Annotated in this window: 20 protein-coding genes; all 20 read right to left on the bottom strand. The window is 58.8% G+C overall.

All coding sequences use genetic code 11. The features are described from left to right. Positions 1-8 precede the first annotated feature (8 nt). A complete protein-coding gene (locus tag GWE18_RS00355) occupies positions 9-503 on the bottom strand; it encodes an HNH endonuclease (RefSeq protein WP_275183840.1) in 495 nt (164 codons plus the stop codon). Between the two features lies 1 nt (position 504). After that, entirely contained in the window at positions 505-1,158 is a 654-nt protein-coding gene (locus GWE18_RS00350) for a hypothetical protein (protein ID WP_275183839.1), read from the bottom strand. Further along, on the bottom strand, positions 1,158-1,481 hold the full coding sequence (locus GWE18_RS00345) for a hypothetical protein (protein ID WP_275183838.1): 324 nt from the start codon (positions 1,479-1,481) through the stop codon (positions 1,158-1,160). Before GWE18_RS00345 ends, GWE18_RS00350 begins: the two co-directional genes overlap by 1 nt. After that, the gene (locus GWE18_RS00340) at positions 1,481-1,780 is read right to left on the bottom strand and encodes a hypothetical protein (protein WP_275183837.1); all 300 of its coding nucleotides are present in this window, start codon (positions 1,778-1,780) and stop codon (positions 1,481-1,483) included. The genes GWE18_RS00345 and GWE18_RS00340 overlap by 1 nt, the downstream gene beginning before the upstream one ends. Before the next feature lie 367 nt (positions 1,781-2,147). After that, positions 2,148-2,405, bottom strand: coding sequence for a hypothetical protein (locus GWE18_RS00335; RefSeq protein WP_275183836.1), 258 nt, complete (start codon positions 2,403-2,405; stop codon positions 2,148-2,150). A gap of 151 nt (positions 2,406-2,556) precedes the next feature. Further along, positions 2,557-3,507, bottom strand: a complete 951-nt coding sequence (locus GWE18_RS00330) for a DUF5309 domain-containing protein (RefSeq protein ID WP_275183835.1) — start codon at positions 3,505-3,507, stop codon at positions 2,557-2,559. 12 nt (positions 3,508-3,519) lie between these two features. After that, positions 3,520-4,596 (bottom strand): hypothetical protein, encoded by a 1,077-nt coding sequence (locus GWE18_RS00325; protein ID WP_275183834.1) that lies wholly within the window; start codon positions 4,594-4,596, stop codon positions 3,520-3,522. Positions 4,597-4,610: 14 nt separating this feature from the next. After that, positions 4,611-4,910: a hypothetical protein gene (locus GWE18_RS00320; RefSeq protein ID WP_275183833.1), complete on the bottom strand. Its 300-nt coding sequence runs from the start codon at positions 4,908-4,910 to the stop codon at positions 4,611-4,613. Beyond that, the gene (locus GWE18_RS00315) at positions 4,907-6,649 is read right to left on the bottom strand and encodes a hypothetical protein (RefSeq protein WP_275183832.1); all 1,743 of its coding nucleotides are present in this window, start codon (positions 6,647-6,649) and stop codon (positions 4,907-4,909) included. Before GWE18_RS00315 ends, GWE18_RS00320 begins: the two co-directional genes overlap by 4 nt. Further along, positions 6,649-6,834 carry a hypothetical protein gene (locus GWE18_RS00310; protein WP_275183831.1) on the bottom strand — a complete coding sequence of 62 codons (186 nt, stop codon included), beginning with the start codon at positions 6,832-6,834 and terminating at the stop codon, positions 6,649-6,651. The genes GWE18_RS00315 and GWE18_RS00310 overlap by 1 nt, the downstream gene beginning before the upstream one ends. Next, positions 6,834-7,409, bottom strand: coding sequence for a hypothetical protein (locus GWE18_RS00305; protein ID WP_275183830.1), 576 nt, complete (start codon positions 7,407-7,409; stop codon positions 6,834-6,836). The genes GWE18_RS00310 and GWE18_RS00305 overlap by 1 nt, the downstream gene beginning before the upstream one ends. Continuing rightward, a complete protein-coding gene (locus tag GWE18_RS00300) occupies positions 7,409-8,695 on the bottom strand; it encodes a phage terminase large subunit (protein ID WP_275183829.1) in 1,287 nt (428 codons plus the stop codon). The genes GWE18_RS00305 and GWE18_RS00300 overlap by 1 nt, the downstream gene beginning before the upstream one ends. A 388-nt stretch (positions 8,696-9,083) precedes the next feature. Further along, entirely contained in the window at positions 9,084-9,503 is a 420-nt protein-coding gene (locus GWE18_RS00290; protein ID WP_275183827.1) for a hypothetical protein, read from the bottom strand. A gap of 74 nt (positions 9,504-9,577) precedes the next feature. Beyond that, positions 9,578-9,781, bottom strand: a complete 204-nt coding sequence (locus GWE18_RS00285) for a hypothetical protein (protein WP_275183826.1) — start codon at positions 9,779-9,781, stop codon at positions 9,578-9,580. After that, positions 9,778-9,948 carry a hypothetical protein gene (locus GWE18_RS00280; RefSeq protein WP_275183825.1) on the bottom strand — a complete coding sequence of 57 codons (171 nt, stop codon included), beginning with the start codon at positions 9,946-9,948 and terminating at the stop codon, positions 9,778-9,780. The genes GWE18_RS00285 and GWE18_RS00280 overlap by 4 nt, the downstream gene beginning before the upstream one ends. Before the next feature lie 215 nt (positions 9,949-10,163). Next, positions 10,164-10,331, bottom strand: a complete 168-nt coding sequence (locus GWE18_RS00275; protein ID WP_275183824.1) for a hypothetical protein — start codon at positions 10,329-10,331, stop codon at positions 10,164-10,166. Further along, complete coding sequence (locus GWE18_RS00270; RefSeq protein ID WP_275183823.1) at positions 10,328-10,855, bottom strand: transcription termination/antitermination NusG family protein; 528 nt, start codon at positions 10,853-10,855, stop codon at positions 10,328-10,330. Before GWE18_RS00270 ends, GWE18_RS00275 begins: the two co-directional genes overlap by 4 nt. Before the next feature lie 24 nt (positions 10,856-10,879). After that, on the bottom strand, positions 10,880-11,485 hold the full coding sequence (locus tag GWE18_RS00265; RefSeq protein WP_275183822.1) for a hypothetical protein: 606 nt from the start codon (positions 11,483-11,485) through the stop codon (positions 10,880-10,882). Next, entirely contained in the window at positions 11,485-11,640 is a 156-nt protein-coding gene (locus GWE18_RS00260; protein ID WP_275183821.1) for a hypothetical protein, read from the bottom strand. Before GWE18_RS00260 ends, GWE18_RS00265 begins: the two co-directional genes overlap by 1 nt. 194 nt (positions 11,641-11,834) lie before the next feature. Further along, the gene (locus GWE18_RS00255) at positions 11,835-13,982 is read right to left on the bottom strand and encodes an AAA family ATPase (protein ID WP_275183820.1); all 2,148 of its coding nucleotides are present in this window, start codon (positions 13,980-13,982) and stop codon (positions 11,835-11,837) included. Positions 13,983-14,044 lie beyond the last annotated feature (62 nt).

Raw genomic sequence — 14,044 nt, 5'->3', positions numbered from 1 at the left:
GTCGCCTCCTATTGGAAACGAGCAAATTCGCCATGATGGCGAATCGCACCTTCGCGGTAGGCCGCGTGTGCTAGCTCTTTTGTTGAATGAAGACCAAGTGAATGGTGACGACCATTTGCCTGAATTCGAGCGCGCCACAGACCACTTTGTTTATGGAAGTGAACGCCCTTGAGCCCCGAAGTATTATGCTTCGGCTTTTTGAGGTTTTTCTGATTCTGCGAATGCGTACAGTCGCGAAGATTGTTGAACTTATTATCTCGGCGATTTCCGTTTTCGTGATCTACCTCAACTGGCATTGCACCTGTGACATACAGGATTGCGAGTTGATGGGCTCCATAAACAACGCCGTCAATCCCAATCAGCACATAACCGTAATGAGTGTCATGGCATCCGGCCACGTCGCCGGCCCGGATGCGATTCGATGTTCTGACCTTCCAATGAAAAAGCCCCGTCTCGGGGCTGTATGTCAGAAGTTCTTTCAGGCGTTCTTGCGTTAGCGCCATGTCAGACTACCTGCTGCGAGACGCGCACGGTCATTGGACCGGCATTAAAGGTTGATGTCAGGCCAAGGTTGTTGAGGCCATCAAGCGCGTCGGAGAGACCAAGCGCCCAGGTTTGGATGCGGCCGTCCTCCTTGATGTAGGGAGCCGACTCCAGCAGAACCCCGTAGAGGTACAGATCCGGCGCCAGCGTCAGCAGCCAGTTTGTCGTCGCCGACGCGGTCAGCGCCGGGACAACCTTGCGGTAGATCATTTCAACCGTGTAGGCTTCCTCTGGCGTTGGAGCCAATTCGATCTCGTCGCCGAAGATGGTAAAATACCGCGGCTGGCCCGTGATGTCGGAATTAGCGTAACGGTACTCATCCATCTGGATGCCGGACTTGAACTCAAGAGCCGGTTTCCCGGTCACGCTCGAAAGCCGCACCCTGCGCATGGACTGGAAGTCGCTCGGCAGCGAGATGTATTCCGGTTCACTTGAGGCAAGATTGATCAGTGCCGTTGCGCGCTGCTCCATCTGGCGGACGAAAAGCTTTCGATTGAACTTCGCCTCTGCCAGAGTGATGAAATCAGGAATCCGCGCAACCAGCGTAGTATCCTGGTCACGCGCCAGCCATTCCGTAGCCGCTGAAACCAGCGTGGCATAGGTGTTGATCGCCATCAGCTACCGAACCCGCCGTTGATGATCGACCGCTTCTTGTCCGTGCGCAGCCATGCCCAATCCGGGTCCTGCAGCTTGCGCTCGACAAGCGCGTCCATCTCAGGTCCGAACAGCCTGATCGTGATATTGCCTCGCTGCCACTCCTCGTTCAGCCAGCGCGTGAGGATGACGTTCGGAATGCGGGCCACATGCCGCCCCCAATCCGAATGCTGCTCCTCCTTGCGGGCCTCCTTGTTCCATTCCAGGATCGGCTCAACGTCCTGGATGGTCTCGATAGCAAGGTCTTGGCCGTTGCTATCGAGATGGATGCGGGTCGTCTGCATCAGGACATTTCCGTAACGTTGAGCTTGCCCGCCGCCGTTTCCTGAATGGCCGCGATCTTCTGGCCGGGCGTTACCGTGATGTACTCAAGCTGATCGGGGTGAAGCAGCGTGTCTGTCGCGACCGCTGTCCCGCCCGCCGCCTCCACAACGCGGTATCGGCAAGTGGTGGTCGTGCAAAGGCGCACCTGGAACGTCTCGGAGCCGAACGGATTTGCCAGCGTGGCCGACGCCGCGCCCGTAGTAATGTCTTGCGACGTGCCCGGCCGCGACGATGGCTGTTTGATCTGGAAAACCGCCATTAGTTAACGCCCCAAGTGTTTGACGCAACCTTACGAATGGCCAATGACCACCTCGTAGGGTAACTCGTCGATAGATCTGGTCCGCTTGGATAGAACGAATTTCCGCTACTATCGGTAATGGTGAGGGTACCAGCAGTTGAACTATCGAACGGCCTGTTTGTAACGTAAAATTCCGCAACATCTCCGACCGCCGTATCGCTATCCGCGGGAAGACTGACAGACCAAACATATGGGCTCACGTCTGTCCCGACCGATGGCGCGCTGACATTAAAGATGTTGTATCTTGTCGGCAGCGTTACCGCAGTTGCGGCGGTCGAATTAACGCTGATCGATTGAACGGTAAGATTATCTCGATTTGGCATGGGGATCACCGAATGACAGCGTAGAAGTGGCCGGGGATCGTAGCGCCCGCGCCACCAGACGGCGTGAAGGTGATCAGATCGCCCTCGGAGACCGAAACCGGGGTGGAAAGTTCGAGCGAGCCAATCGCATTAGCGCCACCAGTGAAGCTGATCGAGCCCACCGAGGAGCCGCCGTTGACCGAGACCGCAACCGCGATGGTGCCGCTCGAAGCGCCTTCGGAGAAGGCGAAGACACGCTGAAGCAGCCCCTTTGCGACCGCCACGGTCGATCCGGCTACGGGGGTTGCACCGATAGAAGTCGTGCGAGCATAGACAGTCTGCTCGTTAATAGGTCGATTTACAGGAAGTGCCATTTAAGCCTCCAAAGAAAAGGGCGACCCGAAGGCCGCCCATAAGGGTTGATGTGATGAAGGCTTACGAGGTCGTGTTGTCGAAAACGCCGCCGGACGACTTCTCGTTGCGGGCGACCAACGCATACTCGCTCAAGATCTGGCGCTTTTCGTTGTCGCCGGTTTTCGCGACCGGGATCGACACGAACTTACGACCGTTCAGATAGGCAATGGCCCACTTCTCGGTTTCGAGTACCAGAACGTCACGGGCGCGCTGGAAGCGATCGGGGACCACCTTCAGCTTGCCGAAGTCGGACTCATAGGCGTCAACCGATGCCACGATCTTCTTCGAGCTGGCCTGCTCCATCGGGGTTGAGCGACCCGTGAAGGTCGAGAACACCTGCTTGTTGAAGGCGCCGGTCGAGATCAGGTTGGGCTTTCCGCCGGCGGTCCAGATCGCGGAAAGAACGGTTTTTAGCCGCGCTTCCGTAAACGCAAGCTGGGTGCCATCGGTACGAGTCGCCGCACCGTCGGCAGTGGCCGGGTCGGCCGCGCCGCCCGCCGTGCCCTTGCTGGTGTTGGTCTTGATCCAGGACAGGATCGAGGCCGTGCTGCGGGGATCGGTCGATGCCTTGGCCGTGTTCGAACCGAACAGGATAAATTCCATGTCCCGCTTCAGTTCGAGGCCCTTCAGCATTTCCTGATAGGCCATTTCGTTGTCGCGGCCGGCGTGGTCAACCGCCTGCTGAGTGCCGGAAACGACGGCATATTTGGCGCTGATCTGGGCGATATTGCCGAGACGAACGGTCGGGGTGACCGCAACGCCGGCAAAGTCGTTGCCTTCCGCCTGTGAGTTGGCCGCAGCCGCGGCGAGCGCCTGGGTCTGCCATTCGTGGTTGACGGCAGTCGCCTTCTCGGTTTCCACCGCCGACATCAGCGGGGTATCGGTCGGGTCGATGCGATAGATCATATCGCTCAGATCCTCACGGTTGCCGATCGCGGCCGAGGTGAGGAAGGTATTGGTAGGTGCAGCCATAGTCTTAAGTCCTTATGATGCCCGGCGCTGTGATCGTGCTTGCGCAGCGCGCAGTTCTTGCGCGATCTTGAGCGATCCGGTCTCGTTGAATTGACGGGTGAGGGCTTGGATGTGTTCGGAAACCGCAGAGCCGGTAGGCTTCGAGGTTCCGGGCCGCTGAACAGGAGGAAGCGGCTTGGCAGCTACAGCCGTTTTGGCTTTCTGAATGTCGGAGAGCTTCAAATCCGAGAAGATGAGTTGCTGAATGCGATGGTCGTAAATGGAAAGCTTCTGCTTCCCGCTCGCGAGATCGTTCAACTCTTCCGGCTTGAACCCGAGTTCAGACAGCCTTTCTGCCGCGCGCTTGTGCAGTTCCGGGGCCTTCTTCTCGTCTGCAAGTTCCGGGATAACCTCGGCGGCCTTCGCATTCTCCGTCTGAACGTGGTTGGTCCATTCGGTCTGATGCTGGGTTGCCTTGCGGCTCTCGGCTTCCTGCAGTTCGGCCTGAACGCCTTGCATCTTCCACTGGTAGACCTGGAACTGCTGAAAGCGGAACGGGTCTTCCGCCTGAAGCTTTTCCACGTCGGCCATTGACTTGATGTCGGCGAACGGGCTGGTGTCGTGAAGCGCCTGCATCAATGCAGGCAGTTTGGCCTCGTACTGTTGCCTTGCCTTCTCCGCCTCTGAAAGCTTGGCCTCAATGGCCTTGCTCTTTTCAGCGATGTCGTTTTGACCTCGGCGAAATTCCCTCTCCCTCTCCTGTTCGCGAGAGTGCAGGTATTCCTGCGTCTCGCGGGGCAAGGATTGAAAGCGTTCCTTTTCAGCCTGCGTCCAAGACCTCGGCGGATCGATGGGCGGCAGTTCTGCCGGTTCGGTCGCCTCGGGTTCTTCGCTGGGAGCCGTTGCCGGGTCAGCGTTGGCTTGCGCCAATTCGGGTTGCTCGACCGGATCAGCCTGATCGACGGGAGCGGATTCTTCTTTCGGCCTGTGCCGGGCTGCTGCGAGGGCTCGCGCTGCCTGAGAGATGGAAAGGTCTGCGCCGGTATCTTGCGCCGGGGTGATGACGGCAATAGCTTCGCCGCCAGCAGGGGCGCTGGTTTCGTCGGTCAAATGATGTTCCTTGGTTAGGTTAGGATTCCAAAGCGCTTCTTGCGCTCGGCAGTCTCGGCAAGCTGCTTCAGTTCAGCAGCCGCCAGCTTTCCGTTGTTAACAACGGCAGTGAGATGATCGCGGACCTTGCCAACGATGTTGATGGCGAGGAACAGCTTTTCCCGTCCCGATACGTCTTCAATCGTGGTTGCTCTCCAGGCGGCCGTGTAGCTGTCCTCCAGCCCCTTGAAGGCTTCGGCCAGTAGTTCGTTGTCGAGCAAGTTCTGCGCACGTACAGCCTTTGCTGCGGCTTGGGAGAGCTTGCCTTCGCTCACTTGCCACCCTTCGGCTTCGGAGCGTTCTTCATCTGCTCCATCCTCTGGTCGTGCGCTTCGGCGCCTGCCGCCACCTTGAACACGCCGGCCTGCATCTGTTGCTCGTGCTGCTCGCGGCGCATCTGCATCTCTTCGTCGTGCATTTGCTTCTTGAGCTGGAACTCCATCAGCTTTAGCTCGCGCTCAAGCTCGAATTTCTGCTGGGCCAGCGCCATTTCGCCCTGCAGCTTCTGCTGTTCGGTCGCCATGTCGGCTTCAGCCTGCACGGCCTCGATCTGGGCCTTGCGCTCGTCTGCCTGCTGGGCAATCTGAGCGTTGGCAACGATTTCCTTTTCGCGCTGCTGTAGCTCGGCCTGCTTGATCTGCGTATCGGCCTGCACCTTGATGAGGTCCGGGTCAGGCGGCGGCGGAACAGGCGGATGCAGGGGCTGGCCGGTCTGCGGATCCTTCGCTGACGGGTCGTTCAAGAACTTGTCAGGGTTCTTGTAGCCCATGACCTTCACAAGCGCCGCGCCTGTGTTGTAGAGCGCCTGATCGTCAACCAGGTTGGACTTGCCGCCGAGCAACAATTCCTTTTGGAAGTTAGCCAGCGCCATGATCTGTGCGAACTGCTGCGCCTTGCCGCCGCTTCCAAGCCCTACCGCAATCGTCATGTCGTTGCGGGTTTTCCACTGCCGCGGGTCGACCGGAACCCATGTGTTGCGCAGCCGAACGGTCTGCTGCTGCTGGCCGTGCTTGCGAATCGTGCCGTGCAATAGCGAGAATATGTCCCGCACACCCTCGGCCATGATGCGGGCGATCAGTTTCACGCGCATTTGCGAGGCTGAGAACACCTGCGCTACAGCGGTTGCCGACTGGTTCTGCAATGCGTTGGCGTCCACGCCCTGCATCTGCTTGGACAGGCCAGTGCGGGTCTCCAGTTCCGCGTCGATGTACTGCATCATCGGGTAGACAGATCCCGTGATGTCGGGAACAACCTGCCAGTTCAGTCCCCCAGCCGTCTTAGTACGAACCACGCCGCCTGGACGAGACACAAGCAAGTCATCCAGCGTGTTCGGGCCGGCATTTGCCTCTGCCACCTCCACACGCGGGTTGTTGTGCAGGTAGAGGTTATCCAGCGCGCCACGCTTGAGCGCCGTCTTCTCTCGCTGCGCCGGCATCACCAGATCGGCAATCGACCGGCCAAAGAACCGATGCGTGATCGGAACCGGCGTCGTCGTCGCGAACGGGATCGCGTCAAACGGCGTTATGCAGTCCTTGCCGTCCTTCTTGAGCAATTCGCCCTGATCGCCGCCCGTAATGACCTGGTATAGACAAGGGCGTCCATTGCCCTCGTAATCCATTCTGACGTAGTGCTCGGTGATCTTGACCAGGCGGGCAGCAGAATTCACGCCGCCGCTCTGGGTGCCGTAGTTCTCGCCAACCGAATCCCGCGCGAGCTGCTCAATCTCGGTATTGCCGGTATAGTCCCCAAGCGCCCTGATCTGGGCCTCGTCAAAGCCTTCCGCGATCAACTGGCCTTCGGTCTTGGTGACAACCTCGTGGAAACAGTAATTGCAGTCCCTGATGTTCCTGGCGCCACGCTCGACCCCGAACTCCTCCGGGGGAACACCCATCACCTTTGCCTGAGCAAGTTTCTTGGTGGTGACGATCGTAACGTCGTGCGTGACCGGCTTGGGCTGCGGGACGAGCGCCTGAGACATCTGGGCCTGAATGTCGGGCGGCGTAATGGCGTCCATTAGGTGAACTTACGCTCCATTGCGCGCCGCATCCACATAGCCGATTCCTCTAACCTCTGAATGGCGATATCCATTTCGCGATCGTGCCCCTGCGGGCTGGGGTCCCCCTTGAGCGCGTCCATCCAAGTCTTGATCTCGCCCTCCAATTTATCCAACGCCGCGAAACATTCCTCTTTGGTCTGCATCAGCTAGTCGCCTCGTATTCCGGCTTCGCTGGCTCATCGCCGTTCACGCTATGCTCGACGATCTTCATCATGCCGTCAGACGCCGCCACGGCCTGCGCCAGCAGCGCAAACTGGTCATCGCTCAAATCGTAATAGGTCTCCCGCTCTTCCTGCTCGCTCTCTTCCCACCAGACCTTGACGATGCCGACCTTTGAAAGCAGCGCATCCTTGATGAACGAATAGAGCACCATAAAGCCGGGGTTCTGCTGCATGAACACATGGTTCACATAGTCAGTCTCCTGCTGGGCGGCCTCTTCGTCTTCAGGCCCGACCGGCTCAAACCTGACAACCTCGTCAGAGCCGGCGAAGATGTCCATCAGCGATGGCATCAGGCCCTCGATCGTATCCGCGACATCGGTCGAGACAGCGCGCGAGCGCCCGTCCTGCGCTGGCATGTCCTTGGACATATCGCCAAGGTAATAGTCCATCGCATCGGCGCGCTCTTCGGCGAGTTGAGCAGCCGATACTGCCGCGAGCGCATCCGCCTTTGCGGCAGCGAGCAAGGGCTTCAGGTCCATCGCCGACATCTTGGGCATCAGGCGTAGCCCTGGTTCTTGTAGGCAATCGGCCGGTTAAACCCGGCAGCCCGCCCCGGCTCCTCATAGCAAATAGCCATCAGACCGAGCGAATCCGCAGCATGCGACGACCAATCATGTTCAGGACCGAGACCAACATTGCGATTTTCGTCTTTCTTCTCGTGGTAAAAGCCAATGGCTTCGCGCCCGGCCTCAGTCGTTGTTTCGTTCCACCACATCTTTGAGCCAAGCCGGCGAACAGCCTCGATCCGCATTCCTGCGGCGCCCTTGCCCTGGTTCTTGACCGGCGGCTCTACGGTAAACCCGGCTTCTCGCCAGTGGTCCTCGTAGCGCTTGCCCGTGATGTTGTTCTCGTTCACCCCATCATGGGGCAGATAGTTGATCGCCTTCTCGTAGCCGCGCTCTCGCATCCAGTTGACATGGAACGCGAGCACCTGACCAACCGCCTCGTAATAGTCGAGGATGCGGATTTCCTGCCCCACCCACTGGACAATCCAGATGGTGTAGGCGTCAGCATTACCGCCCGAGCCGCCGATGTCGTGGAACGCTCGAATGGGCAACAGCGGGTCCGCTGCAACCTTGCCAATCCGGCCCTCTTGTCTGGCCTTCGTGAGCATCGAGGCGAAGTAAGCGCCCTCGAATGCGGTAGCGTAGCCGCCCTCCCAGATGTGGTCATACCGCTCTGGGTATAGTTCCAAGTCCAAGAGTCGTTCGGCTTCCAGTTCCTTTGGAAACCACGGGTTGTCTTTCCAGTTCGCCTTGACGACGATCGACCCGTCAGGCTTGCGGCCCCTCAGAAAGTCGTCAATTGCGTCAGTCTTGCGCCTTGGGTTCCAACTGGCCCATATCTCAGAGCCGTCAGCGCGGATTGTCGGGCGAAGCAGCGATAGGCTTCGAGCACTCAGCGTTTGCGCTTCCTCGATCCACGCCCGCCGGAAACCCTCCAGCGACTTGATCGATTCCGCCGTGTGATCCTGCATACCCTGGAAGATGATGATCCCATCTCCAGGGGTCTGGATCTTGTCGTTGAAGACCTTGAAGCCCTGACCAATGCCGAGGGCCTGTATCTTGCCCTCAATCAATCGCTTGCTGGATTGCGCCAGCGTCTTCTGGACCTCTCGGATACAAACCCCGAGCATTCCCTTTTCGGCCTGGCATTCCTCTACAAGAAGCTCGCCGAAGAAATGCGACTTGCCCGAACCGCGACCTCCCCATGCACCCTTGTACCGGGCCCGCTCAAGAAGCGGCGCGAAGCACTCAGCCGTTGGTATTCTCAGGACGGACAATGACGCGCTCGATTCTGTGCAGCAATTCTAGCGGGCCGTCTTCGCCGTTCTCAATTGGCTGAGCCGGCTTGCCCCAACCCCGGTCTAGAATGCTGTTTGCCGCCGCCACGCGGGCCGACGGCGGCGCGTCTGTCTGCCCCATGATGCCCACTAGGCAATTCAGCGCAGCCTCTGTGTGGCTTCGCGCGGCGCTCCTGATTTCGGTAAGAGATTTAGCCATTTACATGATTTGAGGTATGCTGGATTTCAGCGCGCAAAAGTTCCAAGAACGTCGCGCTGCACTTCTGGTATTCAGGCGAGCCCGCCATTACGGTTGCTACCTTATCAGCGAACCCGCGCCATTCGTGCGGCGTCCCGGTATAGGGCCATTCAGGGTGAGCGAGGGATTTCACTTCAGATCATCCAGGGCAGGGCCGAGGTTCGAAAACTGCCCGAGTTCAGCCAACTGGTCATCTAGCTCCCTGATGCCGGCGCTGGTCACCCCGTCCATAGCCTGTGCTACTTCCTCAGACTTGCTGGCGAGCTCCCCAACCCTAGCCAAAGATCCCGCTTGGCGGTCCCGCACTTTCTGGAGGATGCCCTTCACGTCACCAGGGCGGATTCCCGTAATGCTCATCTTCGTGTTCTCGGTTTTGATAAACGGGTTCAAAAGGGCCAGCCTGATTTCGTCGTTCGACGCCATCGGCCCCACTTCGATCTCTTTGTCGCCAACGTGCAAAATCTGGTTGCCATTGCTGGCATAGCTCACCGTGAGGTGCTCTGAGCCCTCGATTCCCTTCAGCGCCGCCTTGAGTTCGTAAGCGGACATTTCGGGGGTTAACCTATTGGTGTCATAGACCGCGATCGATAGCCGAGCGGCAAACCAGTCAAGATCCGATTGTCTCACGCAGGATCGTAATCAGCCGCGACATACGGCCAGCTCTTTGCGTAGTCGCCGATCTTGTATTCCAGCGTCTCGCCAGTGGCAGAGTCATGCTGGATGTGGACAGGCGCGCTGCTGCCCTTGATAGCCTCGTCAATCTCTGCCCTGAGTTCCTGCTGGCGGCGGCTGATGTATTCGAAGCTGTCGGCTACAAATCCGGTCATTGGTCCTTCTCCAGCCCCATGCCATCGATGCCGGCGCCGTTGTAGGGGACGGTCTCGCTAGAAACCGCCGCCACTATTGCCCGCTGCGTCGCCAAGAGTTCTGCCTGGCGCATCCGCTCAATGTCCTTCGGGTTTTGATAGTCTCGGAGTTGGACGACTTCGCCCATCGATTGCTCCGTAAGGGTTTCGGGCAGCCCCGGCACAGTGTCAGCTCGGTGCACGTAATCGGCACTACACAGGGGGATGTAGCTCGACGGTTTGCTCTGGGGCCGCCCGAACTTTGAATTTTGGGAAATTGACACAAGCCCCCCGGCGGGTGAAACGGGCTAGACCGGCCACATTCCATAAATCCGATTTCCTCCGATTTGTCGTTTAACAAACATTAGTCTGCCTTTAATGAGCGGATGATCCGCGCCGCTCGCTTCCACGCCTGCATGTACAGCGGGTTGGCCTCCTGTGTTTCCAAATGGCGCGCGGCTTTTTCGAGAGCCTGCCGCTCAATGCTCTCGCGCTCCAACTGCGCTGGCGTCTTTTCGAACATGATAATCATGCCGCCCTCACATTGGCTTCGCGCGTGTAGTAAAAATGCCGCTTGCCTGGCGGGAGAAACTCCAGCTTGCCATTCTTCCGACCGCGAATGACCGTCATGAGGTCGGCAAACTCGCCCTCCATGATGCGAACAAGGGCACCGATCGGGATTCGGTTCTTGCGGCTGATGATCTCGCCGCCCTCGTAGAACTCTCCCGTCTCGTTCGCCACGAAGTCCCATTCCCCCGCCATGTAGCGCTCACGGAAGCGGTAAACGACATCGGCGGGTATCTTGGCAGGGGCGCCGCTGTCGCTCACCAGCAGCCCCTCTACGCCGTTCACGTTGCGGACTGCGTAGAACTCCCCGTCCGGGATCTCAACGAACACATACCGGCCCAGGATCGGGTATTCCTTGGCTTGCTTCGTTCGCGCATGAGAGACCCACTTCCGAAGCCGCGGCCAGAACGCTCGATACCCGATCGCAGCCAAGCCAGCCTCAGCCCTGCGATGACAATTCGGATTCGTGATTGCAATGTACCAAGTCATGTGATGCTGCCCCGTGTTTGATGCTTAAAAGCCTATAGGGTCGTCTAATGGCTCGTCCGTGTCGTGAATCGCCTTCAGCGGATCCTCGACAGATCGGCGGACAGCGGTGATCGTGGCGCCTGGAAACACCAGCTTGGCCTTGGCGATGTCGGGATAGTTCGACAGCAGCCGCCCGATCTCCTCGAGCGTGAAGACCGAGACCTTGCGGCCCTCCCCGACCACGGCATGGGCTTGCGCGTCGTCAGGCACGATCGCGGCGACCGTCCCGTCTTCCAACGGGATCTCCCAGACGGTCGGCGCCAGTAGTTGCTTGCCCGCCTCAGTAGCCGCCCGGTCGAGCGCCATCCATGCGTTGACCATGCGCCCGCTCTCCCGGCGCACGTCCTCCAAGTCGCCATGCCAGATGGCCTGGTTGAACAGATAACGCTGGCGGTCGAACTTCTCTCGGAGCTCAGGGCCGACCAGAAGTCGCAACCGATCGCAACCCCATTTGGTTTCCATCTCGGCCGCCGTCTCGTCGGCGCCATCAATGTAGGCCCGGCCCGAGATGTAGGTCCCGTGTGTTCTGGCCCAGGACTTTGGATCGCTGAGGGGGCGATCGTCGAGAGGTTTGATTCCGGCTTTCGCCATCATCGGCTCCTTGGCAACCAATGCCATTCGTAACGTTGATGGGTTTCACACCAGACAAGCGAGAGTTGATCGTCTTCATCAATCTCGTCCAACTCGTCGATGTCAGACGGATCAAGCTTGTGCTTCACGCCGTCCTTGGTGGTTCGTTCAATCATGTTGCAGCCCTCCGCCAATGGGCGCGTCGCCCTCAAGCGACGCCGCCCATACGTAGTATGGGGGTAGACCTCCGCCTTCTCCGCCAATCTTTTCAAATACTTGCACTATGGTTCTCCGCTTCTCCGCCAAGACTTCCGCCAAATGATTTCAATGACTTAACGACCCCTTCTCCGCCTTCTCCGCCAAGGATAAATCAGATCTGCCCGATCACTTTGAGACCCCGCATTTTGCTTTTTGCGTCTCGAATTTCGACCGATAGGACGTCATTCATCAACCACGCTTCAATCATGTTCTCGGCCAGCTTCGGGTTGATTTGGTAGCCCTGACTAATCAGCTTCGGTGCGTATCGGCCGGCGCGCTTTGCCTGCGGTTCAAACGACCATGGCTTGCCGGAAATCCACGCTTCATCAATTGCTCTAACAACCCGCCGACAGGTGTCCTTGTCCGGCCATCCTTCGTTCTGCTGCTTAGCTGGTTCGCCTATAGCCTCAACAACCAGGCTCGTCGGCCCCTCGGGCATGATCGACAACTCGACTTTCTTGTACCGGACAGACCGCTTCCAGCGGTCCTCACCGTCCTTCTGCTTGGTGCACATGATCTCGCCGCGGGTCAGCGGCTCGTCTTCCTCGCCCACCCTGGTGACTTCGAACACGAAGTCGGCGTTGGCCTCGAAATAGATCGACCCCATCATCCCGCCGTTCTTGTTCTCGTGGTGCACGCCGATGGTGGCGGCACCCATACCAGCGCCAAGGATCTGCAACCGCTCCATAAAGAGTGTGACAACCTGCTGCTCGTTCATGTCGGTGCCGGGCAAGACACGAGCCACGGTATCCACCAGAATGCAGCGGTATTGGATTTTCTGAGCGGCAACGGCATCGAGGAGACCGTTAAATTCATCGTCGCGCATAAACGACACGGCGGCCCGCATAAAATGAATGCGGTCGGTATCGTCCGTGATGTTGTGGTGCTTCTTGAAGGCGTCTACACGGTTTACGAATCCGTGGTGACCCTCCCGAGCCAGAACCAGAACATGGCAAGGTTCGCCTGGCAGCGGTACGCCGTGCCATTCTTTGAAGCCATAGGCTAGGTGCAACAGGAAATCGAACCCGATGAACGATTTACCCGCAGCCCACTTGCCGTAGAAGATCCCGGTTGCCCCCTCTGGCACCCAATCCTTCGCCAGCCAAAGCGGCGCCGGCAGCTTACGCAGCATGCCAATGGTTTCGAACGGAAACCGAATCCCAGTTGCTTTGGGTGAGTGGACACTGGGTGCTGGCTGAGACTGCGGCCGCTCTGCCTGGGTTACCTGCTTGCGCTGGTAGACCTCGATGGCCTTATCTATTGTCTCGATGCCGCGAATATCGCCCCGCTCGAATCGTGCGACTGTATAGGCGCACTTCTTGGCGAACTCGTCTGCACCGCGACCTGAGCGGGTTAGGTCTACCTTTTTCTCATAAAACGACCACGCCCCGTCAAATAATTCCTGAGCGGATGGGGTGCAGCCGTTTTCTCCAATGAAATGTACAAGGCTGGCGTTTATGGTCTTGACCATAACGCCTTCGCGGCCGTCGTTGATCTTGTCAGCAAGCCCCAACGAATTGGTGGTGTAGTTCAGACGCGCTGAGGGGGCAGCCGAGACGCTTGATGCGCCTACGGGCGGGAATAGCCCGGCCAACTGTCCGAACGCATACACGGGCTGCCCGGGCTCTCTGAGCGGGGCAATGCTGGTCAGCTCCGTCTTGCGTCCCTGCTTGACCGGCCATGCGATCGTGCCGGCGAGACGCATGACGCGGGATGGATTGGTTACTGTGGGGTCGCCCTTCATCGCTGCGGCCATGCCGCGAAGCAGCGCTGGCCAAGCCTCGGAGTCGGTCAGGGGCTCATCAAGCCGCCACCACATTTGGGCTCGCGTGTGGGGTGCCCATCCGGTCACAACAACCATCGTAGGCTTGGAGGTGCCGTAAATTTCTTTGGCTGCCGTTGCAACCCCGGGATCATCAAGATCCACGTAGGCACATGTCAGCGCCCAGGCGTCGGTGTCCTTTGCCCGTCCGAATGGTGCCGTATCGGCATGCCGCAGCGCAGCGCCGATGTAGACGTTACACATGGGCTGTGAATTGAGTCGCGCGGCTTCTTCGACCAGATCGTCCAGTTGGTCGGTGCCAAACAGGCGCGCATTGTTAAGCCGGTATCGACCGGATTCGTCAGCCTTGGTGTCGGTCCAGGAAAGCTCAATGAGGCCCTCGTGACAGCCATCGAGATAGCCCCCGAACAGATGCTCGACATGGTTCCGCATTGCCGCGACATCGGGCGTGTAAATCGGCTGGACTACCGCGTTCATTCTGCCCCGTGACTTATCTGTGATGCCGTGTAGTGTGACCGGGCCGCAGCGGGTCCGGTCAC

Source organism: Bradyrhizobium sp. CSA112 (assembly GCF_029051645.1).
Lineage (GTDB): Bacteria > Pseudomonadota > Alphaproteobacteria > Rhizobiales > Xanthobacteraceae > Bradyrhizobium.
The sequence above is the reverse complement of the archived record's forward strand: the minus strand, read 5'-3'. Positions and strand labels throughout refer to the sequence as shown.

Coding starts and splice junctions, on each gene's coding strand:
- GWE18_RS00355 (WP_275183840.1), bottom strand. CDS start 503: ATGGCGCTAACGCAAGAACGCCTGAAAGAACTTCTGACATACAGCCCC.
- GWE18_RS00350 (WP_275183839.1), bottom strand. CDS start 1,158: ATGGCGATCAACACCTATGCCACGCTGGTTTCAGCGGCTACGGAATGG.
- GWE18_RS00345 (WP_275183838.1), bottom strand. CDS start 1,481: ATGCAGACGACCCGCATCCATCTCGATAGCAACGGCCAAGACCTTGCT.
- GWE18_RS00340 (WP_275183837.1), bottom strand. CDS start 1,780: ATGGCGGTTTTCCAGATCAAACAGCCATCGTCGCGGCCGGGCACGTCG.
- GWE18_RS00330 (WP_275183835.1), bottom strand. CDS start 3,507: ATGGCTGCACCTACCAATACCTTCCTCACCTCGGCCGCGATCGGCAAC.
- GWE18_RS00315 (WP_275183832.1), bottom strand. CDS start 6,649: ATGGACGCCATTACGCCGCCCGACATTCAGGCCCAGATGTCTCAGGCG.
- GWE18_RS00310 (WP_275183831.1), bottom strand. CDS start 6,834: ATGCAGACCAAAGAGGAATGTTTCGCGGCGTTGGATAAATTGGAGGGC.
- GWE18_RS00305 (WP_275183830.1), bottom strand. CDS start 7,409: ATGCCCAAGATGTCGGCGATGGACCTGAAGCCCTTGCTCGCTGCCGCA.
- GWE18_RS00290 (WP_275183827.1), bottom strand. CDS start 9,503: ATGTCCGCTTACGAACTCAAGGCGGCGCTGAAGGGAATCGAGGGCTCA.
- GWE18_RS00285 (WP_275183826.1), bottom strand. CDS start 9,781: ATGACCGGATTTGTAGCCGACAGCTTCGAATACATCAGCCGCCGCCAG.
- GWE18_RS00280 (WP_275183825.1), bottom strand. CDS start 9,948: ATGGGCGAAGTCGTCCAACTCCGAGACTATCAAAACCCGAAGGACATT.
- GWE18_RS00275 (WP_275183824.1), bottom strand. CDS start 10,331: ATGATTATCATGTTCGAAAAGACGCCAGCGCAGTTGGAGCGCGAGAGC.
- GWE18_RS00270 (WP_275183823.1), bottom strand. CDS start 10,855: ATGACTTGGTACATTGCAATCACGAATCCGAATTGTCATCGCAGGGCT.
- GWE18_RS00265 (WP_275183822.1), bottom strand. CDS start 11,485: ATGGCGAAAGCCGGAATCAAACCTCTCGACGATCGCCCCCTCAGCGAT.
- GWE18_RS00260 (WP_275183821.1), bottom strand. CDS start 11,640: ATGATTGAACGAACCACCAAGGACGGCGTGAAGCACAAGCTTGATCCG.
- GWE18_RS00255 (WP_275183820.1), bottom strand. CDS start 13,982: ATGAACGCGGTAGTCCAGCCGATTTACACGCCCGATGTCGCGGCAATG.